This is a genomic window from Sporolactobacillus shoreicorticis (assembly GCF_024125445.1).
In the GTDB taxonomy this organism is placed as follows: domain Bacteria; phylum Bacillota; class Bacilli; order Bacillales; family Sporolactobacillaceae; genus Sporolactobacillus; species Sporolactobacillus shoreicorticis.
The window spans coordinates 223,860-250,020 of record NZ_JAMXWM010000003.1 but is presented as its reverse complement, the minus strand read 5'-3'; the positions used below and the strand labels follow the sequence as shown (position 1 = coordinate 250,020).

The following is a 26,161-nucleotide window of genomic DNA, read 5'->3' as shown; positions in this document are numbered from 1 at the left end:
TCTTTTCGAAGCATTCAGGTCGTTGCTCCTTTTATTTAAGCCTATCTTCAATAAGTAATTATAAGTTAAATTAATAAAAAATCAAGTATATGTAAGTATTTAAGGGGGCAGTTGAAATGCTTTATGTATTAAAAACGATGAACTCGCTTACAATTTTAACTTGTGATACACTGGCGATACACAATACAATTTAAAAGAGGACGTATCATGACAAGGCGTGAAAAAGTTTTAACCTATCTGGAAAAATGCATAATAAATAAGCCTCAAGGGGTTACAACCAGCGAGATATCCGAAGCGATCGGTGTACTTCGCCCAAACGTCAGCAAGGAGTTAAATCAGCTTGTCAGAGAGGGACGCGTTAAGAAAATAAATGGCCGACCAGTCCACTACCTCATGAATCCTGCAGCCGGGAAACGGGAAACGAAGGTGCAGCAGAAGCCTAACATCGGATTTGCGGGAAGCGCTCAAATTCAAGACCAACGTGTGAAAAAGAAAGATACGGCAAATAAACACGAAATCGATGTTTTTGAAAATATGATCGGCAGTCGTGACAGCCTGAAAAATCAAGTTGAGCAGGCAAAAGCAGCATTACTCTATCCGCCGCACGGACTGAATACACTGATCATTGGGCCGACCGGATCAGGAAAGACTTATTTCGCTCATAAAATGTACCATTTCGCATTGAACAAGAAGATTATTTCTAAAAAAGGATTTACTACGTTCAATTGTGCGGATTATGCGCATAATCCGCAGTTGTTAATGTCGCATCTTTTTGGCTATGTCAAAGGAGCTTTTACTGGTGCCAGCGCTGATAAGGACGGTTTGATTCAGGAAGCTGACGGCGGAATGCTTTTTCTTGATGAAGTACATCGCCTGCCACCTGAGGGACAAGAAATGATCTTTTATTTTATGGATCATGGTACATACAGCCGCTTAGGCGAAACAGCCAAGACGCATCATGCGGACGTCAGGCTGGTGTTCGCAACGACGGAAGACCCGAAAAGCTCATTGCTGCAGACATTTGTCCGCCGGATTCCCGTAATTATTCAACTTCCGGACTTCAACCAAAGAAGTGCACGTGAAAAGTTGAAATTATTGGAGCAATTATTAACACTTGAAGCAAATCGGATTCATAAAAATATTCGATTAAACGAAGATGTCGTGCAAGCTTTGCTGGGAAGCGTAACATACGGGAACATCGGGCAATTGAAGTCCAATATTCAATTAGTGTGTGCTCAAGGGTTCTTGAACAGCATGCATGATAAAAATGAAATTGCCTTGTTTTTCAACCGGCTGCCGCCTGATATTAAAGACGGACTGTCCAACCTGGCAAGCGACCGGAAGGAACTGGGAAATCTGAGCCGCCTGCTGGAGGCGACGATGGTGATCAAGCCTGATGCCGAGCGCGGTGTTCCCGACATCGACAGCTATGAACTGCCGTATAACTTGTATGAAATCATCGGTGACAAAGCCGCACTGCTGAAGGAAGAAGGACTGAATCAGGCGGCGATCAATAATTTCATTATGACCGATATCAATCTGCATCTAAAATCTTTTTATCGTCAGGGAAAACTTGAAAACACAGTCGGCGGTCTGAATGAGATCGTTGATCAGGAAGTTATTGACATTACCAAACAAATTCAGCAGCAGCTTCAGGAAAAAGAGAATTATCCGGTCAGAGATAATTTCATTTATGCGATGAGTCTGCACATCAGTTCTTTCATTAAACGGGTGCAATCGGGAAAACCATTGCGAACGATTTCGGCGGATTTGATTTCAATGCTTCACGATTATCCGTCAGAAATCAAAATTGCCGAACGTGTGAAAACGTTGATTGAGGAGCATTATCGGTTCCCTATCCCTGAATCTGAGGTTTACTACATGGCAATCCTCTTAGTCTCCCTAAAATCTGATCCTAAAACCGGAAAAGTCGGCATTGTTGTCGCTGCTCATGGGAACAGTACCGCATCCTCAATGGTGCAGGTGGTGACACAACTGTTGTCTGTGAATAACATCGCTGCCTATGATATGCCGCTCGAGATGAGTCCCAAAATTGCCTTGGACGGCATTGCCGCACAAGTCAAAAAGATTGATCAGGGCAGTGGTGTTTTGCTTCTGGTCGATATGGGATCTCTGAGCACGTTCAGCAGTAAACTGACAGAGAAAACGCATGTTCATGTCAAAACGATCGATATGGTGACGACAGCGATGGTGCTGGAAGCCGCACGTAAAACAGCGCTGATCGATAGTGATCTTGAAACGGTGTATCGGGAATTACGTGAATTTGACGGTTATTCGCGAACGGTCGAAAAGGTGCAGAAAAAGAAAGACAATGCTCTGAAAAGATCGGATCAACGAGAGAAGGCAATTATTGCAATTTGTTCAACCGGCGAAGGAACTGCTAGAAAAATTAAGGATCTGTTGGATAAGATACTCATTGATAATCTAATTGATGACATCACAGTGATCACTGTTTCGCTTGTCAAGATGAACGACCAGATTGCTGAGATTCAGCAAAACTATCAAATTGTTGCCGCGACCGGTATTGTGAAGCCCCATGTTGCTGTTCCGTTTGTTTCCTTAGAAAATTTACTGCAGGGCGGAGGCGAGCACTTTGTCAGTCTGATCGAAGAACTAAACCATGATGCCGCGCGTGAAGCAGATCCCCTGAATCATTCGCAATCGTTAACAAAGGAAATGATTCAGAATTATTTGGGGCAGTACTTTACATTTATTAATCCTGCAAAAATAGTAAACGTATTGTTGGATTATTGCGATTTTATTCAGCGGCGCTGCAGGACTAAAATGTCCAATGCCTTCAAAATCAGTTTGATCATGCATATGGCGGGCGCACTTGAGCGTTATCTGACACGCTCGGAAATGAGTGTTGATGAAAAAAAACTATCTCATGTCAGAATGGGAGAAATGTATCCGATCATTAAACAGGCAGGGGAAATTCTGCATCAAACACTTAATATCAAACTTTCCGAAAATGAAGTGTATTATATTGTTGAATTATTTAATACAGAAAAAGAAAAAAACGATACACAAAATAATTGATACACAATTAAAATGTATCAATTATTTTGTACTTGGTCGAAAAAGTCAATTATGTCGGCTTTTTTAAGTGATACACAAAAATTGGCACGTAATTTGCTTATATTGTAGTGTGCGTATTCTCTAAGAAGTTTGGGATCTTCAAAGATTGGAACCAAAATCATGAAAACGCTACAACTTATTCAAAGCTGGTGGATGGACATGACAATGGATGTTCGTTTATTGCGCATTGACAGCCGTCTGTTACACGGGCAGGTGACCACGAATTGGGCAAAAGCCGTCAAGGTTAATCGTATCTTAATTGTGTCTGATCGTGTGGCGCAGGATCGGACACGCAAGACATTGATTATACAGGCGGCACCTCCCGGGATTAGTACCAATGTCATCACGGTGGAGAAAATGATAAGACTCTATCACGATCCGCGTTTTGATGTTTTAAAACCGATGATTCTGGTTGAGGATCCTGTTGATGCAAGGCGTGTTGTCGAGGGCAGCGGCATAAAGATTGATTCGATCAATATTGGTGCGATAAGTTTTGACAATACGCGGGTAATGGTTACGGATGCAATAGCTGTTAATGCGGCCGATGTGGAGGCTTTCAAATGGTTTCATGATCGTGGGATTAAGCTTGATGTCCGCAAGGTTTCTAACGACAGTTCCAAAAATCTTTGGAAATCGCTTTCCGAAAAGGGTTTGGTGCGAAGCAAATGATTTTTAGAAGTACTGCTCTTCTTTAGTAATTCGCACATTCCCAAATAGGAAAGGGGGTGAGAAGGTTTCAAGGCGGCAAACCCATTCGTTGTGCTTTTTGAATTTTTTGGAAGCGATAACATGATTGATGACGGTACTGCTAAAGCAATAAAAATGATACGAGGAGGTATGAAACATGGTAGGTATGATCCTGGCAAGCCACGGCAATTTTGCCGAAGGCATCCTCCAGTCCGGCGCAATGATTTTTGGCGAACAGGAGAATGTCAAGACGGTTACCTTAATGCCGAACGAAGGCCCTGCCGACGTTAAGGCAAAGCTGGAAAAAGCAATTACATCTTTAGACGATCAGGAAGAAGTGCTGTTCTTAGTCGATCTTTGGGGCGGCACGCCATTCAACCAGATCAACAACTTGTTTGAAGCGCACAAAGATAAATGGGCAATCGTTGCCGGCATGAACCTGCCGATGCTGATTGAAGCGTACGCTTCACGCTTATCAATGAACACGGCACATGAGATTGCCGCACATATTTTGGCGACGGCTAAAGAAGGGGTCAAAATAAGACCTGAGGAATTGATGCCGGAAGAAAGCACTGCGGCAGCTCCGGCTCAAGAAATAAATGCAGGTGCCCCAGGTACATTTAAATACGTGTTAGCACGTATCGATTCCCGACTGCTTCACGGACAAATAGCGACCGCTTGGACAAAGACGACGCAACCGACACGGATCATTGTTGTTTCGGATGCCGTAGCTAAGGATGATCTGCGTAAGAAATTGATTCAACAGGCAGCTCCGCCGGGTGTTAAAGCACATGTTGTTCCTGTTGATCAGATGATCAGGCTGGCGAAAGATGATCAGCACTTCGGCGGTCAACGCGCATTGCTTCTTTTTGAAAATCCACAAGATGCCCTTAAAACCGTTGAAGGAGGCGTTCCATTGAAGACAATCAATGTTGGTTCGATGGCGCACTCGCCGGGCAAAGTGCAGCCGAACAAAGTGCTCGCCTTCAGTCAAGATGATATTGATACTTTTAATAAGTTAAAGAAAATTGGTTTGGCCTTCGATGTACGTAAGGTTCCAAATGATTCAAAGGGTGACATGGACGAAATTATTAAGAAAGCTCAAGATGAGTTAAACCGATTAAGATAATTTAAATGATCAGAAGAAACGGAGGAACGATAATCATGGACTTAAACATTATTCAAATAGTATTAGTCGTTATCGTCGCATTTCTGGCCGGCATGGAAGGAATCCTGGATGAATTTCATTTTCATCAACCGGTCATTGCCTGTACGTTAATCGGCTTAGTTACGGGGAATTTGATCCCATGTCTGATCCTTGGCGGTACGCTTCAGATGATTGCTCTGGGTTGGGCAAATATCGGTGCCGCGGTAGCTCCTGATGCCGCGCTTGCATCCATTGCGTCTGCAATTATTCTAGTTCTTGGCGGGCAAGGCAATGCCGGTGTATCCTCTGCCATTGCGATTGCCGTTCCGCTTGCTGTTGCCGGTTTATTATTAACCATCATCTGCCGTACGATTGCAACCGCATTTGTACACTTTATGGATGCGGCCGCTAACGAAGGAAGCTTTAGAAAGGTTGAGTTTTGGCAAATTGCCGGAATCTGTATGCAGGGGCTGCGTATTGCCATCCCCGCGGCATTAATTTTAGCAATTGGTGCCGGTCCGGTGAGAGGATTACTTGCATCAATGCCGGTTTGGTTGACAGACGGTTTAGCAATCGGCGGCGGCATGGTCGTAGCTGTTGGTTATGCAATGGTTATTAACATGATGGCTACAAAAGAAGTCTGGCCATTCTTCGCAATTGGTTTTGTGCTCGCGACGGTGACACAAATCACATTGATCGGACTTGGTGCGATCGGTGTTGCACTTGCACTTATCTATTTGGCGCTTTCCAAACAAGGCGGTTCAGGTAAAGGCGGAGGCACAAATACGGGTGATCCGTTAGGCGATATTATTGATAATTACTAAGAAGGAGGGAGACATAAAAATGACACAAGAATTGAGATTATCAAAAAAGGATCGTATTTCTGTTTGGTGGCGCTCAACGTTTCTTCAAGGTTCCTGGAACTATGAACGGATGCAAAACGGCGGCTGGGCCTATTCAATGATTCCCGCAATCAAAAAATTATACAAATCTAAGGAAGATCGTGCTGCAGCACTGAAACGTCATCTGGAATTCTTTAATACCCATCCCTATGTGGCTTCACCAATTATTGGTGTCACTTTGGCGCTTGAAGAGGAACGTGCAAACGGTGCGCCGGTTGACGACGTTGCCATTCAAGGGGTTAAAATCGGTATGATGGGACCGCTAGCAGGTATTGGTGATCCGGTTTTCTGGTTCACGGTTAAGCCTATCCTGGGTGCGCTAGCCGCTTCTCTTGCAATGACCGGCAACATACTTGGCCCAATTCTTTATTTCGTCGGCTGGAATATTATTCGTATGGCATTCATGTGGTATACACAAGAATTCGGCTATAAAGCAGGTTCTAAAATTACTGACGACTTATCCGGTGGATTACTTCAAGATATTACTAAAGGTGCATCAATCCTTGGTATGTTCATCCTTGGTTCGTTAGTTAATCGATGGGTATCAATAAAATTCACGCCAATTGTATCTTCAGTTAAACTTGATAAAGGCGCTTATATTGATTGGAGTAATTTGCCGTCAGGAGCGCAAGGAATTAAAACAGCGTTAGAGCAGCAAGCGGCCGGTCTTTCATTAGAGGCACAAAAGATTACGACGTTGCAAAACAACTTGGACAGCTTAATTCCCGGCCTAGCTGCCTTGGCGCTAACACTTTTCTGTATGTGGCTGCTTAAGAAGAAAGTCTCTCCAATCATTATTATTCTTGGTTTGTTCGTGATTGGTGTTGTCTTCCATTTGATCCACTTAATGTAACAGTGAACCTTTTGCTCGGGCATTTTTGTAAATCGAATTAAAGCCCGAGCATTTTTATATAATGAGCATACAGGCGTTTAGTATAAGTTCAAGTAAGACTTCGCTAAAAACAGGATTTTGCGAAGCAAGGTTTTTTAATAATAATTTTGAATTGAAGCTTAATTAACGGGAACAAAGTATAATGGGTACGTGAAACGAAAGGAAGTGAAGCAAAGAAAATGGTTCAATCAATGAATACAAAAGTCGATTTTGTAACCAATGCCACTTCTTATGGAGGCTTAGCTGATTACGGCAAAATCATGATTGGCGACAAAGCATTTGAGTTTTATAACGACCGAAATGCTCAGAAATACATCCGAATCCCATGGGATGAAGTCGATTATGTTATTGCTTCCGTAATGTTTAAGGGAAAGTGGATTCCCCGCTATGCCATTCGAACAAAGAAAAACGGAACATACACGTTTTCATCTAAGCATCCGAAACGGGCTTTGCGCGCGATACGTAACTACGTAAAACCGGAACGAATGGTCAGGTCATTGACGTTCTTTCAAGTGGTCAGGCGTGGTTTAAAAGCCTCGTTTGGCCGAAAAAGAAGTAATTAGTGTCCTGTATTTTTTAAATGCTGGAAGGAAATGGGGGCATTTGCTGCCCGGTTGAACGAACAGTCGTCTTGCAAACGGCTGTTTTTTAATCATTTTTGGAGAACTAAATTCCATGAAGATAGGGGGAAAGCTGCTCATTATCTGAACGTCAAATATGAAAAGGATTTTTCGCTCAACATAAAAAAGAATTCTTCACTACGCGGATAGAGACGCTGCCTTAGAGAATTTAAAATTGTATGCATTAACAAAATATCGACGCCTGTCGGCTTTTTATATTATCCCATGTTCAAGTATGTAAAATACAGAGGAGATTTTTAACCAAGAACGGTTAAAATAATTGAAATTGTTTTGGCTTAGAAAAATGTTTTTAATGCAAAAATATGCCCATTGCAGTAAGTCCATTTCCCAGATTTCTTGTAAACAATCCTGTGGTTGAAATGTCCATATAAAATTCGCCAATCTGAGAACTTAGCTTAGACTGAACGGTTAGACGTTTAAGTGCGATTTGCCGCAGCCTTCAGCTAAACTCATAAGTCGTTTTCAAAATCTTCGCTTTTTTCATCCTCATTTTTAAAAATAATTAACTCATTGCGTTCATCCTCTTGTGTTTGTTTATCAAGGATAAGATTATAGACTTTTTCTAGAATGGTATCTTCTTGCTTTTTCCGATTCAATTTCTTGTTTTTATCCATAAAAATTCATTCCTCTTTTATGAAACGATCCAGTCACCGACAGTTAGGCTTATTTAACCGTTGCAACGTTTTCCACTTTCTTCCCTGAATCTGTTGAAGCTGACTCTCTGATCATGAATCAGAGTTCCTATGATGCATGTGTCCTTAATTAAAGCAATTTTTTATTTGACATGAGTACGGATATTTAACATGATTTATAAAATTATTATACTGAAAGTGAAAAGTTCTGTATAAAAAAACAGGAACGTTTTTGTGGGTTATTAATAAAAATAAATCAGCTGAAGCCTTCGTCGATCGTCTATAGAGGGTTCAGCTTTTTCATTAGTTGACATTTTCGCATTTGAGATCTATACTGAAATAGACCTAATGTGAATGACAAAATTACTGATTGTTTGTTTTTTTTGAATAGAAGTTTGTGTTCTTGTCAATACTGTGCAGCAGATTGTATGAAAAGCAGATTGATCTTGCGCTGAATCATACTGGCTCGGTCAGAGGAACCGTAAGGATGGAAGAGAGGTAGGGCTTTCGTTGTTTCGGCGTCGGAAAAGCCGATTGATGTTTTTTGCTCTTTTTGTTAGGTCTAATTTTATGATTATGTATGTATGATAAAAGGTAACATTTATAATTCACGTGTTATAAAAGGATTATCAATGTGTTTGTACTTTTTTATTGATACTTTTTATAATATGTGAATTTTTTATTTTTGCGGGAAGACCCTTGTCGGTGAATGATGGAACATCTGCAGCTGCAAGGATAAGGTACGCCGGATAAAACATACGCATATATTAAATTTTTTAAAGTGCGTTCAAGTATATTGAACATCCACTTATTATTAGGAGGTTTTCTTTTTGAAAACAGGTACAGTTAAATGGTTTAACAGCGACAAAGGCTTCGGTTTCATCGAAGTTCCAGGCGAAAACGACGTATTCGTGCACTTCAGCGCGATCCAAACGGACGGATTCAAGACACTTGACGAAGGTCAAGCTGTTGAATTCGAAGTTGTCGAAGGCAACCGTGGACCCCAAGCAGCAAACGTTGTTAAGGTGTGATTAACCGTTGGAAAAAGCTGTTTCCCATTGAGGGAGACGGCTTTTTTGCATTTTAAAGGCACAATGTTGGATTCATGAATTATTTTCTTTTATGATTAACTGTGATGTTTATACTTGACCTGGGGGAAATGAACATGTCACAGCTAAAAGAAATGTTGAATTTTAACCAACAATTTGTTAAAGATGAGGCGTATCGGCCTTATGAAGCACCTAATCGCCCGATAAAGAAGATGACTATTGTATCCTGTATGGATTGCAGGCTTATTGAATTGCTGCCAAAAGCGTTGAATGTGAAAAACGGCGATGCGATCATGTTGAAATCCGCAGGCGGAATGGTGGAATCCCCATATAGCAATACAATGAAAAGCATTCTTGTTTCACTGTACGAACTTGAGTCAGAAGCGGTCTATATTATTGGTCATACGGACTGCGGCATGCATGGCTTGCACGCGGAGAAGATGATTAATGATATGAAACAGCGTGGAGTCGCCGATCATAAATTTGCTGAAGCAGCGATTGACTTAAAACAGTGGTTGAATGGTTTTCAATCCGTAGAAGATGAAGTGAGGAAGAGTGTGTCAATTGTTAAAAACCACCCGCTCCTGCCTGACCATACGTTGGTTTTTGGTCTGGTAATGGATCCGAAGACCGGCAAACTGACTCATGTTGTTTGATTCGCAGTGCATGCTGCTTCTTCCCTTATTTGCCCTAAAAATTTCCAAAAGGCTTTTCGAATATAGAAATCAATTGCAGAGCACAATAGGCTTATAAGGGAGGTGAAACACATGGCAAATTCAAATCAGTTAGTCGTGCCAGGTGTACAGCAAGCAGTTAATCAAATGAAAGAAGAAATTGCACGCGAATTTGGCGTGAACCTTGGACCGGATACTACGTCCAGAGCAAATGGTTCTGTAGGTGGAGAAATTACCAAACGCTTGGTACAACAAGCTCAGTCTCAATTCGGCGGATACCAAAAGTAATTTAAATGAAATTGAATGTATGATAAAAAGGAGACGGTTTATGCCGTTTCCTTTTCTTCGTTAATCAACCCAGTGTGATGTTGGGGTGCGGACGGCCGATGCCTAGTTCTATTTTTAATCCCTTGTTCATAAGCTTTTCACAGGAATAAGTACTGATTTGGATTCCGAAGAGGGGGATAACCTTGGTATATCGCTTACTTGCACTGGACATCGATGGTACCCTATTGAACAGCAACAATAGGCTTGATCGTCAAACAAAGGATGCCATTCAGTATGCGCAAAAAAAAGGTGTTGTTGTCACGTTAGTATCTGAACGTCATTTTCATTCTGCTGCAAAGGTCGCAAGGGCATTGCGGCTCTCGCAGCCAATCATCACACATAACGGTGCTTTTGTATCGTCCTCCATTGATGATCCGGTCTACACAAGTAAAATTGATCATAGCGTGCTGATGCAGCTCGCTGAATTCCTTGAAACCTATCCATGTCAAATTCAGATGTCCCATGAACGATTATCAATCAGTAATCGCCCCAATCAAAAAAATTTGATTGCAAAAATGACCATTGGGATGAATGAACCGCTCTTTTATCCGGTCACCTATGTCGATTCGCTCAGTCAATATCTGCTTGAAAATTATGAGGGAGCGACTGACGTCAAAGTAAAACTGGATGATAAGAAGATTATGGATGATCTTGAAAAGGCGATGAGCGACTACTTCCCGTCGCTGGATGTACTGAGGACGGAACGGGACAGTCTGACCCTGGTTCGACAGGGTACCTCAAAGTTTAACGGACTTCTGTTTTTTGCCGGGCAGCTTGGTATTCCATTGAACGAAATCGTCGCCGTGGGCGATGGTTTCGATGATGCGGAAATGATTGAGAAATGCGGTTTGGGCGTGGCAATGAGAAATGCACCGGCAGAAGTAAAGAATAAAGCGGATTGGGTCACTCGCTCGAACGATATGGACGGTGTGGCGTACATGGTCAAAGAAGTATTTCGTAAACAAATTCGTGTCCATTAAGTTTTGGTTTGTTAAAAAGTTATGGTGTTCCTTGTTTGTTCATTCAACGACACGAAATGAGCGGTAGCAGCTCTGAACTCAGAAAGATGCTCCACAGCAGCCTGAGAAGGGCTGTTTTTTATTTTTCTAAGCGCATGATTCAATCAATCGTGATGATTAATATTGAGAACGTGTGATCGGTTATGGTAAGATGAAACCAATAAACGTGTCTGGAAGAAGGAATCCTATGATTCGATTTATTCATGCGGCTGATTTGCATCTTGATCGACCGTTCGACGGATTGACACAGTTGCCTGAACCGCTTCGCCGCCGTTCGGCCGAGAGTACATTTACCGCATTCACTCACCTCATTAATGCCGCGCTTCATGAACGACCCGATTTTATGATTATCGCCGGAGATATTTTCGATAACAGTCACCGCAGTATTAAAGCGCAACGCCTATTTGTGCGTGAGATGAGTCGTTTGCATGAGGCTTCCATACCGGTTTACCTTGTTTATGGCAACCATGATTTTGTTAACACATCATGGGGGCATTTAAGCCTCCCGGACAATGTGCATGTGTTCTCCAAAACACCCTCCGTCATGTCGCAGATATGTTCCGGAGGACAGAGGGTGAACCTGTACGGATTTAGCTATTATCAACGCTGGATTAAACAGGACATGATTCCGTACTATGAGAAAAGCGGAAATGCAGATTATCACATAGCTGTTCTCCACGGGGAGCCGCATTCCGGGACGGATGAAAGCAACTACGCACCTTTTTCAATCAGTGAGCTGGGAAAACAAGAGTTTCAGTACTGGGCTCTGGGGCATATACACAAGAGACAGCAATTAGTGTCCTCAGTTCCGGCTTGGTATCCGGGCGACATTCAGGGACTGTCCTTCAAGGAATCTGAACTTGGTCCAAAAGGAGCTTCACTTGTTGAATTGGCGCCGCATGGTGTGCAGGTGCAATTTCTCATCACATCGGATATAGAGTGGAGATGCGATGAATTCGACTTTTCAGAAGCAGTGACGGCCGGTCAGCTGGAAGCTGCTATTAATGGATTTAAAGAACGGGAGCGCAGGAAACAAGCGGCGGCGTTTATTCGACTGCGTTTTTCTTTTACAGATTGCGGAGTGCAAAACAGTGAGATCGAAGCACTGGTTCAAGAACTTGTAGAAGCACTTAACGAGGACGAGAAGGAATTAAAGGACTTTATCTGGCTTGTTTCGGATGCCTGCACGTTCCGCAGTCGATGGGACAAGCAGGAAATTTTGAACAGCCCACATTTTCTCGGTGATTTATTTCGCTATATAGAAAATGAGCAAAGCGTCAAGCAAGCAACCGAGACACTGTACGCTCACCACTCCGCGAGACGTTATCTTGAACGGCCGTCTAAAAAAGATAAAGAATGGATTCGCAGTAAAAGTGAGCAATTGCTTGCTGAAGCATTAACACGAATAAGCATGGATAAACAGGAATAACGACTGCGAAGGGGAGGTGCGGCGGGTTTCCAAGAAGATGCTCGCCCTGAAGCGATGAAATTAAGGACACTGACTGTTTATCAATTCGGTCGTTTTAAGGAAAAAAAGATAAAGTTGCCTCAGGCACCGATCATTATGATCTATGGAGAAAACGAATCGGGCAAATCGACAATTATGGCGTTTATTTTGAGCCAGTTATTTGGTTTTCCCTCAAAAAAACAGCTCGGAAAATGGAATGGGACAAGTCGTACAGACTCGCTCGGAGGTTCATTAGCATTTACGGCAGATAACGGCAGATCCTATCGTATTGAACGAATGCTCGGCGATAAAGAGACGCTGAACTTCAGTACGGAAACTGGCGAACCGGCCGATTTAAATAAATACATGCGCGGCATAAATCAATTCCTTTACGAAAATGTTTTTTGTTTTGATTTGGACGGACTCAGAAATATCGATAAAATGAATCCGGCAGATATGAACGATCTGCTGCTTGGTGCAGGAATGATCGGCAGTGGAATGTTAAGCAAATTGGAACAGACTTTGGAAAAGCAGTGTGCGGATTTGTTTAAAAAGAGCGGTAAAAAACCGCAAATCAATCGTTTGTTTGCCGAATTAAACAATTGTTCCGCACAATTAAGGGAATGGGAAAAGAAGCTGGACAGCTATCAGCAACTTCAAAACAGCGTGCTAGCCGGCCGGGAGCGATTGAAGCATCTGGAACTTAAAAAGAAACAAGCACAGCACGAATACCAGCTGTGGACATCATTCTCAGCTGCTCTTCCGCTCATCAATACGTATCGCGGGCTCAGCCATGAACTTCAAAGCATGATGCAAGACCGGCCCTTTCCGCAAAACGGGAAAGAATGCTATGATGACTCCCGCAAACTGCTCCTGTCAATCAAGAATGAGATCAGTGACTTGGATGAGCAAATCGGACAGCTGGAAGAAACAAGACAGATGGTTCACATCGATAAGCGCTGGCAGGAACAGGATACGGCACTCCATCGATTATTTGGCGGCGCTGCCGATGATAGACAAAATGAAAAAGAAAGACGGCGTATTGAGGATGAAATCGGCCGGGAGCAGGCGGTTTGTCGCCGAATTTGCGATCTATTAGGAAGAGAATGGACACCGGCTGCCATTCGCAAAGCGTCCTCTGAAATAACGCTTGGTGATCAATTAAAAGAGAAGATCGACATTTGGAAAAAGTTATTAGACGACCGGCGCGATCTGGCACGCGATTTGAATGCTGCATTAGAGAGGCAGGAGCGCTTGGAAAAACAGTTGAAAATAATTAACGTGAAACATGAATTCACAGAAAGAACTGTGCGTTCTAATAGGGCTGTCTCACATCCTCCGAAGTCGCGATTGCTGATTATTGGGTTGATGATTCTGAGTGCAGTGCTAGCCGTCTTCTCTTCCCTCGTGATTGCACCGATTGCGGGATTGCCGGTGCTTTTATTAGGTACGGCCGCCATTGTCTGCATCTTCTTTTTTTCATTTTTTCGCTTCGATGGGCAAACCAATTCGATTCGGGCAGAAGACGACCGAATCTTTGCTGAACGCACTTTGCTGGAACAGCAATTTAATTTGGCAAAGGCGGAGGCGGGGAGGTTAGCGGAAAAACAGAAAGCATGCAGTCAATCCTGCGAAGAACAAGAGGAGGGCATTAAATCATGGTTAAAGGAACACGGTTATTTCATAGATGATTTGACCGGGGCCATGGAAAAGGTAAGATTGGTGAATGATGCACAAGAACATTGTCAAAATCTTGACGTGCTTCATGCAAAACTGCAGCGTTTAAATGACCTTCACGAGTACTTTGTACAGGAAACAGGAGTGCTGGCAGAGAAACTTGGTATTGCCGGTGCGGATGCGGCTTACCTGGAGCGTTGTTACCAAAAGCAAATGGAACAGGGGCAGCGCAGGGATGATTTAGAGAAACAGATCCAGATTTATCGAAAACAGCGAGAACGATATATGAGACGTATTGCGGCACTCGAAAATGATCAAAAGGCATGGTTTGCAAAGGCACATGCTGAGAATGAACAACAGTTTTATGAGGCAGCGGAGAGAGAAGAACATCGCCATTTCATTAACAAGCAGCTGGAGACGACTCGAATGCAGTTGCTCGAGCTGACCGGAACGGAGAAGCAAATAAAAGTATATATGTCTTATTTGGAAGAGCGTAAATGGGACGGCCTGTCCGAACAGGATTTCAAAGATCGCATTGCCACGTGCGAAACGGAAATAAAAAACGTTCGTGACCGGCTAGCAAATGACCAGGCGCAATGCTCTGTCCTGGAAAAAAACGATTCCTACCGAGATACACTCGACCGGTATCATGAACTTTTGGCCGAAGCCGGCATTAGGGCTAAGGAATGGTCGGCTTATCAAACGGCCTTATGGGCGATCCATGCGGCGAAAGAGCAGTACCGCAAAGAACGGCTGCCCCGTGTGCTCCGAGAAGCCGCCGACTATTTCTGTCTGGTAACCGCGGGACGATACAAAAAAATCATACTCCGTGACGATGGGTTCATTGTCGAAGACTCAAATGGTTTTACTCTTGCAGCATCTCAACTAAGCCGCGGAACGGCGGAGCAGCTCTATCTTTCCTTGCGGCTTGCATTGATGCAGGTGTTTGATGGTTATGAAACCCTGCCGATGATTATTGATGACGGATTTGTGAATTTTGACAGAAAGCGGTCGGAAATGGTGTACACGTTACTTAAAAAGGTTTCTGAAGAACGGCAGGTTATTGTCCTGACCTGTCATGACAACGAATACCTTCATACGCATCCGAAAGCCGTGCTCAGACTGTCGAATCGGCACGAACAAGTATCGGCGTCGCAAAATTAATCAGATATTGTGGAATTTGTTTCATTTCTCTTTATTGTAATTCGCGCATGCTATAATTTAAGAGATACAATAAGAATCGTATAAGGATGATTTCACAATGAATGAAACACTCTTTAAAATTAATCTTGTTGAAGATGAAGAAAGTCTGGCGTCTATTCTAAAAGCATATATGGAAAACGAAGGCTGGAATGTATCCGTTTTTCATACGGCTGAAGAGGCATTGGACTATATGCATAACGGCGTCCATCTGTGGGTACTGGACATCATGCTGCCTGGTATGTCGGGGTATGACTTAATAAAAAAAATAAAAGAAAACCATTCGGAGCAGCCGGTTATTTTTATTTCGGCAAGAGATCAGGATCTGGACAAAATTCTCGGATTGGAGCTTGGCAGCGATGATTACCTGGCAAAGCCGTTCTTGCCGAAAGAGCTGGTCATTCGTGTAAAAAAATTGCTGCATCGTGTGTATGGTGCCGGTATTCATGAGAATCGGATGGTGATTTCTAAATATCAGCTTGATGTCGTTCGACGCAAGGTCTTTGATGAGGAGAATCAGATGATTGAACTTACGACGAAGGAATTTGATGTGCTGCTCTATTTAGTGGAAAACGTTAACGTCGCTAAGTCCCGTCAGGATATTCTGACAGAAGTTTGGGGCGGCGATTATGTCGGATCTGATCGTGCGGTTGACGATGTAGTGCGCCGTATTCGCCGCAAGATGGGGCGTTTATCGCTTGAAACGGTCTACGGTTCCGGGTATAGGATCGTCTCATGAGACTGCCGTTCAAAATGACGCTGACCAAACGCATCTGGCTGTCCTTCGCTTTTCTTGAATTGGTCATTGGAATGATCATTCTTGTTGTTTACCCGTATTCGATCCAAAGTACTTTAAGAGAAAATACGTTTCGAAGCATTGAAGTACAGCAATTGGTTAATTATCAAAAAATCAGGGATGATGGATACGGTGTCGACAATCCGGGCGTTGACGGGCAAAATTACTCAGCAGGATATGTATGGACCTTTGTAGTGAATAAAAATTTTCAAATATTGGCTGCCGGCTTCCCGACTGACGTACATGTTTTGAAGGAATTGAAAGGTCGAATCAGACATCAGAAAAGCGAGCTGGCCAGATACGAACTGAAGCAGAATGATTCGACGATCTACTTTGTCGTCAGGCGAATCGCTGACAGTTATCTGATTTCGTTTATGTTTGATACTTACAACAATGAATTAAGAAATAATCTGTGGAGCCGATTGATTTTTACGTTTGCCATGGCGAGCATCTTCAGCCTTTTTCTCGCCTTTTGGCTGGCGCGTTACATCAAACGGCCGCTTGATATACTTGGGAGGCGTTTTAAAGAGATCTCACGTTTGAATTGGGAAAAACCGTTCGAATGGAAAGGTGATTTGGAGTATGAACGGCTCTCGGCTCAATTTGAAGAAATGCGGCTCAACCTGATCAAGTATGATCAATCTCAGAAAGTGTTTTTGCAGCAGGCTTCTCATGAATTGAAAACACCGATCATGGTTGTTCAAAGTTATGCTCAATCGGTTAAAGATGGTATTTATCCCAATGGCGGTCTCAATGATTCCATGAATATTATTATTCAAGAATCACAGCAAATGGAAAAACGAGTGCGCAAATTGCTTTATTTCACTCGATTTGATTCACTTGGTGATAAACAAATGCGTTATTCACTTATTCGTTTTGGCGATTTGGCAGATTTCGTGCGTGAGCGATTCATGACGCAGCGGGCGGATATTGACATTCATGTCGGCGGTGAAGATACGCTGATTTATGCGGATCAAGAGCAAATGCAGACGGTACTTGAAAACTTAGTGGAAAATGCGCTGCGTTATGCAAAGAAGAATATATGGATTGATGCCGACGGAAGCAGCAGATACAGATCGCTGATCAGTGTTAAAAATGATGGGCCGGCAATTCCGGAGCATGAACGTCAGGTCATGTTTCAACCCTTCCAAAAAGGGGAAAAAGGACAATTTGGATTAGGAATGGCAATCGTCAAACGAATCATTCATAATCATCATGGAGTCATTCATGTTGCTAATACTGAGGATGGCGTCCTATTTGAAATGACCTTGCCGGCTCCGCCCAAGGGAAAATCAGGCAATAAATCCGATACATTGAATGAAAAAAATTGATTTTGTGTTCCAGGCTTACCTTATTTTATGTGAGAGCAGTTTTCATTAAGGCTATTTGAAGGGAAGGGTTCATGGTGAAGGGAATCGCGTTTTATAAAGAAGGCGAACATGTTCATGAATTCCTGTTGATAAAGAGTGTGACCAAGGGATTGGCAAGCAACGGCAAACCTTTTCTTACGATATATTTACAGGATAAAACAGGAGATATTGAATCCAAATTATGGGGAAGCACGGCAGAAGATGAAGCAAATTATGTAGCAGGTGCCGTCGTACTTGCTGAAGGGGACATCACGACTTTCAGAGGCAGAAATCAGTTCAAGATCCGTACAATTCGCCCGACAACGGAACATGATCAAGTGAACAAGGCAGAACTTGTGATGTCGGCTCCATTATCGATTGACGAGCTTAATGACAAGATTACACAATACCTGTTTGAAATCAAGAATCCGGTAATCCAGCGCCTGACGCGAGCCCTTTTAAAGAAACATCATCACGATTTTTTCGAGTATCCGGCTGCTGTAAGTATCCATCATAATTTTCTTTCCGGGCTCGCCTACCATGTGTGCTGCATGCTGGATATGGCGAAAGCGGTTGTCAATCTCTATCCCGAAATTGATAAAGATTTATTGTACGCTGGTATTATCATTCATGATATGGGTAAACTCAAGGAGCTGTCTGGTGTGACAGCAACCAGCTACACGCTGCAGGGAAATCTGCTTGGTCATATCTCGATTATGGTCGCCGCCATTGGCGAGACGGCTGATGAACTTGGTATTGGTGATAAGGAAGAGGTTTTGCTTCTTAAGCATATGGTACTCAGTCATCATGAAAATCCGGAGTGGGGCAGTCCAAAACCGCCGATGTTCAAGGAAGCTGAAATTCTCCACATCCTTGACGATATGGATGCAAAAATAAACGTGATGACCCGCGCAATTCGCAAAACGCATCCTGGTGAATTTTCGGAACGCATCTTCGCTATGAACAACCGAACGCTCTATCGACCGTCATTTGATATCGGCGATGCTGAAGATGAGCGACAGCATCCCTTTCAGGAGAACAACTAAGGTCTAATTTTCCGTTTCCGCGCATAGGTTACATTGCAAGCAAAAAATTGGGACAAACGCTTGAGTAGCTGGGAGGCGGAAAAATGAAGCAGGCCAAACGTTCATTATTTGTTGTTTCCGTGCTTTTCATTCTTTTTTTAATGCAGCAGTTCGGAATGATTGATCCCGTTATCAATATGCTGGAAGGCGTGACTTGGTGGGTATACCTGGTCGTCGCCGGGATTATCTTCAGTGGTTACCAGGCATTTAATCTATCCAAGCAGGAAAAAGAAGTCGATGAAGAGTGGGTTGAACAGCAAGGTAATGTTTACATGAAACGTATGGATGCCGAGAAAGAGCGGCGCCGTAACCGTAAAGATCCGAGAGCCATGTCTTGATCAGGCTTTCGGATCTTTTTTTACCCTGAATTGTCAAACTAAGTGCAACACTTGGTGATAAAAGATTTCAAAGGGCGGTTGCCATCCCAGACATTTTCGCGGACGGTGGTTCAGTTCATCCACACCATGTTAGCTGGTGACATCAGAATCTTGAGTGGGATTGTGCCCCTTTGGAAAATATTCGCAACAGTCCATTTGTGTTTTCATTGCTGTTACATTGCGAAGACGTGTGTGGAGCCGGGAAATAAAAGAGAATCCCTAGTGCTTTCGTGACCCGAGCATACCAAGTAAATGCCTTGCCGCGACAAACGTCACCAGATATTCAGATCGGTGAATCCAATTCGACGCGGCCGAACGAGGTGCATGGTCGGTCGGCAGGCTCCGGCCATTGTGACATTTTTTGTGTGAATTATTTCAATATTTCATTACCTGAGCTATTTATATTTTATATTAAATATAATGACTTGATAAAAGGAGGAACTACATTGAAACTGAAGAAACCAATTACTGCATTTCTTTTATTATCCTTAGTTTCTATGGTATCAGTTAATGTCGTTGAGGCGGAAAAAAACAATAATGAACCTTATAAGTTAAAAATGACTCAAGAACAAGGAAAACAATTCAATCTAAGTCCAGAAGAGGTGAAAAAGTTTAATAAAGATGGATATGTAATTCGACTATCTAAAAAAGCAAAAGAAAATGGAGTAACGGCAGAAGTTCAGTACATTACCCATCCTGAAAATCAGTGATACTTAACCTGAAAATTAGTTCATTCTATGAATAGAGCGAAAGTGCCGTCTAAACTCAAATTTAGATCGTTTTAGTTGCCTACTATATAAAAGTACTCATTCAATTAAGAGTCGGTCATGATGGACGTCTGCTTGAGTTGAAAAGAACTTTGGAAACCTGTTTTATAGGGCTGGATGTTTTTATTCGCGCTCTTTTCCGCAAGTCTTCCCAATCGTTCCAAGGACAAAAAACAGGATTGGAACAAAGAATTTGAAATGAATTGATGTATTATTTATATCAATCCCCCCTTTTTTTAATTATGAAAATATTTACAAATATCTTTTTTTAGTTTATTATACTTGTACGTACTCTACTTCAGAAAGAACTTCTTAAAACTATTATTCGTCTGTTTTGATTACCTCCTTAGAGAACCATTTTACGTAAATTCCAAAAAATATGACAACTTAATAACGTTTATAAGATGTTTATAACTGAAAAGAGTTACAAAAAATACGGGGGGAAATCATTTTGAAAATTTTAAAAAACATAGTTATTGTATTGGTTTTACTCAGCATTATTGGGTATAATATTCCACAGGTTCACGCCGAGTCTGAGAAACAGCCTGAGAAACCTTTTGCTATTACTAAAAGTGCTTCTGGAGTAACAGCTAGCGTTGAACGAATTAATAAAGGATTGATCCAACCTTTTGCTGGAAATGGAGAGTGGAATTACGTTACCACTGCTAAGGTAACCTATGATGCCTTTACGGGTTGGAAGAAGCAATTCGCTCCGGGCTACGTAAACAGTAATGGGGGAGACTTTTTAATTACCGTTCCTCAACATAGTATTAATTATTACAACATTCCAGGTCTTATTCCGACATTAAATGTAAAGCTCTATGAATATGATGCTAATAATGCAGATGAATTCGTTGCTAGCTGGTCAACTAATTCACAGGCTAGTGGAGGACTTAACCTTATTGCACGACATCTAAATTCATTTGTTGATGGTTCTAATAAAAAAGCAGAGTTTTACGTATATGTTTCAACAAATTACAACCTAGTTGGTACCTCAATAGGCAATTTAGCTTTTTACGATTAATTCCTGTATTTTTCCTACTTAACAAGATTAAACCACCCTTATTTAAAGGGTGGTTTAATCTTGTTAAAAAAGACGAATCTCTCTTTTTTAACACATTGTTTTTTTTCGGTGGCAGTCCATCATCGGACCCAAAATTTCTAATGAAATCAATATTATCCACTTTCCAAGTTCCATTGTCCATAGTAATAACATCTGTTTTTATACCATTTTCAAATTATTGGACTTACCATCATAGGTTGTAGTTATGGTAAATTCGTTCATAAATTCCGCTCAATTTTTATTTGCCTGTGACGTATAAACAGTCAGTTTAAATAACTCACTGGATACTTCCGAGTTTTTCTTTGAAACGTTGCTACTACTTGGATAAGTCGCTTAATAACCACGGGTAGTCATCAGCGATTTAATGTTTTTGTAACGATCACCGTACTTTTATAGACCTTGAATTGTCAAACTAAATGCAACATCTGGCCATAAAAAGCCTCAAAAGGAGTCTTCCAGCCCAAACATTTACGAGGTCTGCGATTGAGTTCATCGACGACATGCATGACTTCTGTATCAGTAAACTGCTTTAAATCTTGACCTTTAAGAAAATATTCTCGCAACAGTCCATTTGTGTTTTCATTGCTTCCACGCTGCCACAGCGCACGCGGGTCAGGGAAGTAAAAGGGAATTCTACTTTCTAAGTAACTTCCGCATGTCAGGCAAACTCCTTACCTCGATCAAGTGTAATCGTGAGCCGTTGATAAGTAGGCAATTGGGCTAAGTGTTCCACCAATTCTGCTTCGACGTATTTTGCCGATTTCTTAACCGTTTTGGCAGCCATTAAAAATCGTGTCTTTCGATCAACGATTGTGACGAGACAGTCAGATCCTGTTTTTTCTGCGACCGTGTCTGCTTCACAGTGACCGATTGCCCCGGCGTTCATTCGCCTCGGATGAGCGCTCGTAAATAGAATGACTGATTTGAATTTTACCCCGTCGTTCTACTTAGTCTTGACGATGACGTGCAAGGCCCCGTTGATCTCGCTGATAGCCATCTTCATCCAAAAGATGTTGCCCAATTCCATGATAAATGGTCGCATAGCTGATCTACCACCGGCTATGATCCACTTTTAAACGCGCATCAATTTGTTCAGGCGACCACTGGTGATTCAGAATCAAACCCTGAACCAATTCGCGAACTGCCGGACGGGCTAATAATCGCTGACGGTGAACACTGTTTTCGACGCTTGTGATACGCTGCTTCAGCCCTTGCAGGCGAGTACTCTCCGGTCCCATTGATTGCGCTTAATTCTCGACTGACAGCAGCTGGAGTTCTTCCCATTTGGACTACAGTAGCTCGAATAGATTTGCCTAAACCTTGATTTTGAGTATGATTTCACGTTCATATTAAGATGATGGTAGTGGCTCATTTGGCTTCTCCTGTCTTCAATAGTTTCTCGCAAATCCTATTGTACAGGGAGAACTCAGCTATGGGTCCTTTTATTTATTAGGCGTTGCACTTGTAAATTTAAGACATAAATAAGAAACAGACAAAACTCTGATTATTTTTGAAGCAATCAAGATCTCTAATGTTTGCCAGATGAACGAATAAACGGCTGTATAAGTCTGCTGCACAATCCATACGAATAGGTAGAGTAATTATTTAGTTTCTGCGGCTAACCCTGACATTGACATTACTGACCTGACCTGCATAGGGTATTGAAAAGGCTGACTGAGCCGTTTCTTTTGTAGCTTCAACTTCAGGATTCCTGCATCATTTTTCATCATTTAGGTCATCACCTTCTTTTTTAATCAACTCCTTTTATTTATTGGACTTTTATCTGCTCGTTCAAAGGATTTACTAGACTTTTACCTGATGAAATCCGTCCAAAAACAGTCATTTGGACAAAAATGTGCATAATGCCCCTGTCAACTATCCATACAAAGCAAGTGCGGATTAATAGGATATAGTATCAAAACAAAAGGAGTGATTGAAGTGAGTTACGATTTTTTTGATAATCGAGATAGAGGATCGAGATATTCGGATCCATGCAGCGACTATGATCCATGCGCAAGAAAACGGGGATGTCGGTCGAGCAAATGCGGCAAAAAAGACAAAAAAAGAAATTTACTGCTGTCTGACTTTAATTTCAGCCAAGATCCTCCGGTTCCGGTAACGCCTACGGTACCATTCTCTTTGGCCAATGTTATTGCGGATACATCCATCTGTGCAGATGGGTGTGATGACCTCGTTGCCTTAGCTGCGACGGTTGAGTGGACGGTAACGGTTGCTGATGATCTGGCTGCACTTACGATTATACAGCCCACCATTCAGATCTGGCGGAGAGGATCAAATGGTGGAAGGGTATTGATCACTGAAAAAACAGATAGCATTGTACTGCCTATCGGTACCCCGGCGGGAACCTATACGGTTACGACAAGTCTGATTGCTATTGATCCGGATCCACAATGTGGTGAAAATGAATATGATTTGACGTTCACCGCACCAACACCTCTTCCGGCGCTTATCACATCGGTTACGGCTACTGAGCATACATTTACAGCTGCAGTAATCGATTATGACGACTGAGCGATCTTGGAGGTAAGTTTAGTAAGATCATGATTTCCATGTGATCTTAATATAAAAAACGAGATGAGTGTGTTTTCATCTCGTTTTTTTGCTTTATAAAAACAGGTAAACTTCAGTGAAAAATAGCTGAACGAAAATTGTGTGGATCACTTCCGCTATCGGTCCATACAATCAAGACTAAAAAATAATAGACTATAAGAGAACTAGGAAACAGATAGGAAGTGACAGATGTGCGAAATGATTCAAACAATAAGGGGGCAGGCCTGAACTCGGACAACGATGGTGATAAAAAAAGAAGGCAGCACAGCAATACGGAATCGGCTCCGTTCTGTGAAGATCATGTAATCAGTGAACTGAAGGTAAGCGGACCGATCGGTGAAGCAGGTATTTGGCTTGATGCGGCAGTTGAGTGGCGACCTGCCGGTATACTGCCATTTAACAGAATAAGCTTGTCCACTTCAATCTCCATGCGTGTACCGGCGCTTATACAGATTTGGCGAAGAGACAAGACGGGACATACGTTCATTACTGAGAAAGCAGAGACCAGCCCGGCTATTGTGGTGTTGACCGGAGACCATGGTGGTTTCATTTTCTTTAATCGTGTGACGACCACAATTTTTGCCGTAGATCACACGTTTTCCGATGGAGGCAGCGATTACGTCATGACTTTTACCGCAGATCCAAAATTGCCGGAAGGAATCAGCCTCAATCAGTCAAAAGTGACCGGTTGTCATTTATTAGCAACCCTGTTCGAAGATGAGTAATTATTTTGTGAGAGTTGACAGCGTTGAATGAACTTATATGACTCAGCGCAAAAAAAGAACACGAGTCGGATAAATAACTCCGATTCGTGTTCTCGTCTTGCCCGGTGTTACTGCTGAGTCGTTGGTGTCGATGTTGATGTTGTTGTCGAATTGAAAAGATCCTTGAAGGACTTGTCTTTCACTTTGACGTCAGCATCCTTAATCAAGTTCTTGATTACCGTATCCTGAGACTTTTCCTTACTTGCCAGATAAGCTTCTTTAACGGAGGCTTTCAGATCATTGTACGAATCTTTTTTACCTTCAAGCTTAATAATATGATAGCCGCCGTCGGTGCTCGAGTAAACAAGTGGACTAATTTGACCGGTTTTTAATTTCATCGCTGCGTTGCTGAATTCGGGAACCATAGTCGATTGTTTGAACCAGCCAAGCTCGCCGCCCTTATCTTTAGAACCTGTGTCCGTTGAATATTGCTTGGCCAATTTAGCAAAATCGGCTCCGTCTTTTAATTTCTTTTGAATGGATTGTGCGGTCTTCTTTGACTTAACAAGAATGTGACTCGCCTTCAATTCAGTCAACTGCACTTTGTTCTTGTTGTAATAATCCTTAAGCGCTTTGTCTGTGACCTTGATACCGTCTTGCTGCGCTTTCGTCATCATCAGAGAGTCTTTAATCTGCCGTCTGAACTTAGTTTCGTTCAAATTGTTCTGCGTCAGCGCCTGCTTAAATTGATCTTCGGATGAGAAAGTTTTGCGAACTTGGTTATACTTCGCGTCAACTGCCTTCTTAGACACATTATATTTCTTTTCCAACAGCTTTTCGTAAACCATATTTTGAAGAACGGCTTCTCCATTGGTTTTTTTCAATTCATTATAAAAGTCTTCTTTTGTAATATTACCGCTTTTCGTTGTAACAACTGCGGCGTTATCTCCGCCGTTCCCGCAAGCCGTAAGACTTGCAAGAACAATAACGGCGGCCAGAATCGTCATTAATTTCTTCACTACGTCCACTCCTATTTTATATTGTCCACATTACAACAGTATTTCGTAGTTGCGCGCGGTTATCCGTCGCAAACAGTGCGTTTTTATCAGGCATCTGCACCGACTGTCTACGACACTGTTCATTCTAACTGAAACGTGCCCTTATTGTCGAGTTATTGACGATTTATGCATTATGTATTCCCGACTTGCAGTTTTTTTAGAAATCACAGGTTTGCTTTTGACATGTTTCGCATAAGCTACAAATTGCGTTATAATAAATAAACTATGGGCATGTCTCACTATGTAAAAAATCTCGGCGTGCTTGCATCTGTATAGAGCGGAGTGTAAAGGAGAGGGCAAAGAAACGTGAAAGCCGCAACTTATCCCAAGAAAAAGAAAAATTTATGGAAACTTGCTTTATTATCAATACTTGTGATTGAATTAGCCACAGTAGTTGTTGTGTTTGCCATGCTGACCAACGGTTTCTCTGCGGCGGATCATCCGATACCGCGAACCGATCGCACGAAAGGAAAAGCGATTTTTTCCGTGCAAGCGAACAAGCAGCAGTTGGAAAATATGATTAATGATCAAATTGATTCTAATGGAAACAACAGGCTCACCTATCATATCGATATTGACGATCACCTTGTTTTGAACGGTAAGTATAAACTCTTATTTACTGCAATTCCGTTTTCTTTGACCTTCACGCCCTCGGTATCTAATGGCGATATTGTGCTGAAAGAAACCGATGTCAAACTGGGCAGTATTCCTTTGCCAGACAAACAGGTACTCAGTTTTTTGAAAAGCGGATCAAAATTTCCTAAATGGGTGGCTATTCAGCCGAACAAGCGGCAAATTTACATTAATTTGACTGATGTTCAAGTGCAAAAGGGGCTTTACCTGCGTGCACAAACGATTAATTTAGCTAAAAATGATGTCACGTTCAGTGTCCATCAGATGAAATAAGAAAAGTTTTCTCTAATTATTGGTAACGTTTGCATTTATAGCTGTACCGAGTGTTAAAATAGATTTGGTAAATAAAAGTTGTTCATGCAAAT

Annotated in this window: 25 protein-coding genes and 1 pseudogene; 21 read left to right on the top strand and 5 right to left on the bottom strand. The window is 42.2% G+C overall.

Annotated features, from left to right (window positions below):
• The first annotated feature begins 207 nt into the window (after positions 1-207).
• From NIE88_RS04115 to NIE88_RS04090, 6 genes are all read left to right on the top strand, one after another.
• A complete protein-coding gene (locus NIE88_RS04115; protein ID WP_253059193.1) occupies positions 208-3,060 on the top strand; it encodes a sigma-54-dependent transcriptional regulator in 2,853 nt (950 codons plus the stop codon).
• A 159-nt stretch (positions 3,061-3,219) separates the two neighbouring features.
• Positions 3,220-3,768 carry a PTS sugar transporter subunit IIB gene (locus NIE88_RS04110; protein ID WP_253059190.1) on the top strand — a complete coding sequence of 183 codons (549 nt, stop codon included), beginning with the start codon at positions 3,220-3,222 and terminating at the stop codon, positions 3,766-3,768.
• 175 nt (positions 3,769-3,943) lie between these two features.
• Complete coding sequence (locus tag NIE88_RS04105) at positions 3,944-4,915, top strand: mannose/fructose/sorbose PTS transporter subunit IIA (RefSeq protein ID WP_253059188.1); 972 nt, start codon at positions 3,944-3,946, stop codon at positions 4,913-4,915.
• Between the two features lie 35 nt (positions 4,916-4,950).
• Entirely contained in the window at positions 4,951-5,757 is an 807-nt protein-coding gene (locus tag NIE88_RS04100) for a PTS mannose/fructose/sorbose transporter subunit IIC (protein ID WP_253059186.1), read from the top strand.
• Positions 5,758-5,776: 19 nt separating this feature from the next.
• Positions 5,777-6,688 carry a PTS system mannose/fructose/sorbose family transporter subunit IID gene (locus tag NIE88_RS04095; RefSeq protein ID WP_253059184.1) on the top strand — a complete coding sequence of 304 codons (912 nt, stop codon included), beginning with the start codon at positions 5,777-5,779 and terminating at the stop codon, positions 6,686-6,688.
• Between the two features lie 218 nt (positions 6,689-6,906).
• On the top strand, positions 6,907-7,290 hold the full coding sequence (locus tag NIE88_RS04090) for a DUF956 family protein (protein WP_253059182.1): 384 nt from the start codon (positions 6,907-6,909) through the stop codon (positions 7,288-7,290).
• Between the two features lie 527 nt (positions 7,291-7,817).
• On the opposite strand, the gene NIE88_RS04085 is transcribed toward NIE88_RS04090, so the two are convergent.
• Positions 7,818-7,982 carry a hypothetical protein gene (locus NIE88_RS04085; RefSeq protein WP_253059180.1) on the bottom strand — a complete coding sequence of 55 codons (165 nt, stop codon included), beginning with the start codon at positions 7,980-7,982 and terminating at the stop codon, positions 7,818-7,820.
• Between the two features lie 848 nt (positions 7,983-8,830).
• Here NIE88_RS04085 and NIE88_RS04080 point away from each other — a divergent pair.
• The 10 genes from NIE88_RS04080 (at position 8,831) to NIE88_RS04035 (ending at position 18,961) form a co-directional block, all read left to right on the top strand.
• The gene (locus tag NIE88_RS04080) at positions 8,831-9,031 is read left to right on the top strand and encodes a cold-shock protein (protein WP_253059178.1); all 201 of its coding nucleotides are present in this window, start codon (positions 8,831-8,833) and stop codon (positions 9,029-9,031) included.
• Positions 9,032-9,165: 134 nt separating this feature from the next.
• Positions 9,166-9,705 carry a beta-class carbonic anhydrase gene (locus NIE88_RS04075; RefSeq protein WP_253059173.1) on the top strand — a complete coding sequence of 180 codons (540 nt, stop codon included), beginning with the start codon at positions 9,166-9,168 and terminating at the stop codon, positions 9,703-9,705.
• A gap of 111 nt (positions 9,706-9,816) precedes the next feature.
• A complete protein-coding gene (locus NIE88_RS04070; RefSeq protein WP_253059171.1) occupies positions 9,817-10,011 on the top strand; it encodes an alpha/beta-type small acid-soluble spore protein in 195 nt (64 codons plus the stop codon).
• A 182-nt stretch (positions 10,012-10,193) separates the two neighbouring features.
• Entirely contained in the window at positions 10,194-11,030 is an 837-nt protein-coding gene (locus tag NIE88_RS04065; protein WP_253059169.1) for a Cof-type HAD-IIB family hydrolase, read from the top strand.
• 226 nt (positions 11,031-11,256) lie between these two features.
• Positions 11,257-12,498 (top strand): metallophosphoesterase family protein, encoded by a 1,242-nt coding sequence (locus NIE88_RS04060; RefSeq protein WP_253059167.1) that lies wholly within the window; start codon positions 11,257-11,259, stop codon positions 12,496-12,498.
• 54 nt (positions 12,499-12,552) lie between these two features.
• Entirely contained in the window at positions 12,553-15,357 is a 2,805-nt protein-coding gene (locus NIE88_RS04055; RefSeq protein ID WP_253059151.1) for an ATP-binding protein, read from the top strand.
• A 97-nt stretch (positions 15,358-15,454) separates the two neighbouring features.
• Positions 15,455-16,132: a response regulator transcription factor gene (locus NIE88_RS04050; protein ID WP_253059135.1), complete on the top strand. Its 678-nt coding sequence runs from the start codon at positions 15,455-15,457 to the stop codon at positions 16,130-16,132.
• A complete protein-coding gene (locus NIE88_RS04045) occupies positions 16,129-17,520 on the top strand; it encodes a HAMP domain-containing sensor histidine kinase (protein WP_253059133.1) in 1,392 nt (463 codons plus the stop codon). The genes NIE88_RS04050 and NIE88_RS04045 overlap by 4 nt, the downstream gene beginning before the upstream one ends.
• Positions 17,521-17,591: 71 nt before the next feature.
• The gene (yhaM, locus tag NIE88_RS04040) at positions 17,592-18,584 is read left to right on the top strand and encodes a 3'-5' exoribonuclease YhaM (protein WP_253059130.1); all 993 of its coding nucleotides are present in this window, start codon (positions 17,592-17,594) and stop codon (positions 18,582-18,584) included.
• An 83-nt stretch (positions 18,585-18,667) separates the two neighbouring features.
• A complete protein-coding gene (locus NIE88_RS04035; RefSeq protein WP_253059128.1) occupies positions 18,668-18,961 on the top strand; it encodes a sporulation YhaL family protein in 294 nt (97 codons plus the stop codon).
• A 33-nt stretch (positions 18,962-18,994) separates the two neighbouring features.
• On the opposite strand, the pseudogene NIE88_RS22975 reads toward NIE88_RS04035, so the two are convergent.
• Positions 18,995-19,265: pseudogene (locus NIE88_RS22975) on the bottom strand (transposase); the annotation flags it as partial.
• Positions 19,266-19,446: 181 nt separating this feature from the next.
• Here NIE88_RS22975 and NIE88_RS04030 point away from each other — a divergent pair.
• Positions 19,447-19,710 carry a hypothetical protein gene (locus NIE88_RS04030; RefSeq protein WP_253059126.1) on the top strand — a complete coding sequence of 88 codons (264 nt, stop codon included), beginning with the start codon at positions 19,447-19,449 and terminating at the stop codon, positions 19,708-19,710.
• 508 nt (positions 19,711-20,218) lie between these two features.
• The gene (locus tag NIE88_RS04025) at positions 20,219-20,791 is read left to right on the top strand and encodes a YndA family protein (protein ID WP_253059124.1); all 573 of its coding nucleotides are present in this window, start codon (positions 20,219-20,221) and stop codon (positions 20,789-20,791) included.
• 697 nt (positions 20,792-21,488) lie between these two features.
• Here NIE88_RS04025 and NIE88_RS04020 read toward each other — a convergent pair.
• Positions 21,489-21,716 (bottom strand): hypothetical protein, encoded by a 228-nt coding sequence (locus tag NIE88_RS04020; RefSeq protein ID WP_253059122.1) that lies wholly within the window; start codon positions 21,714-21,716, stop codon positions 21,489-21,491.
• Positions 21,717-21,879: 163 nt separating this feature from the next.
• Positions 21,880-22,068, bottom strand: a complete 189-nt coding sequence (locus NIE88_RS04015) for a hypothetical protein (RefSeq protein WP_253059120.1) — start codon at positions 22,066-22,068, stop codon at positions 21,880-21,882.
• Positions 22,069-22,768: 700 nt separating this feature from the next.
• On the opposite strand from NIE88_RS04015, the gene NIE88_RS04010 reads away from it, so the two are divergent.
• Positions 22,769-23,362 carry a hypothetical protein gene (locus tag NIE88_RS04010; RefSeq protein WP_253059118.1) on the top strand — a complete coding sequence of 198 codons (594 nt, stop codon included), beginning with the start codon at positions 22,769-22,771 and terminating at the stop codon, positions 23,360-23,362.
• A gap of 230 nt (positions 23,363-23,592) precedes the next feature.
• Positions 23,593-24,126, top strand: a complete 534-nt coding sequence (locus tag NIE88_RS04005; RefSeq protein ID WP_253059116.1) for a hypothetical protein — start codon at positions 23,593-23,595, stop codon at positions 24,124-24,126.
• Positions 24,127-24,233: 107 nt separating this feature from the next.
• On the opposite strand, the gene NIE88_RS04000 is transcribed toward NIE88_RS04005, so the two are convergent.
• On the bottom strand, positions 24,234-25,124 hold the full coding sequence (locus NIE88_RS04000) for a peptidylprolyl isomerase (RefSeq protein ID WP_253059114.1): 891 nt from the start codon (positions 25,122-25,124) through the stop codon (positions 24,234-24,236).
• Between the two features lie 345 nt (positions 25,125-25,469).
• Here NIE88_RS04000 and NIE88_RS03995 point away from each other — a divergent pair, with 345 nt between their 5' ends.
• On the top strand, positions 25,470-26,069 hold the full coding sequence (locus NIE88_RS03995) for a YpmS family protein (protein WP_253059103.1): 600 nt from the start codon (positions 25,470-25,472) through the stop codon (positions 26,067-26,069).
• Positions 26,070-26,161 lie beyond the last annotated feature (92 nt).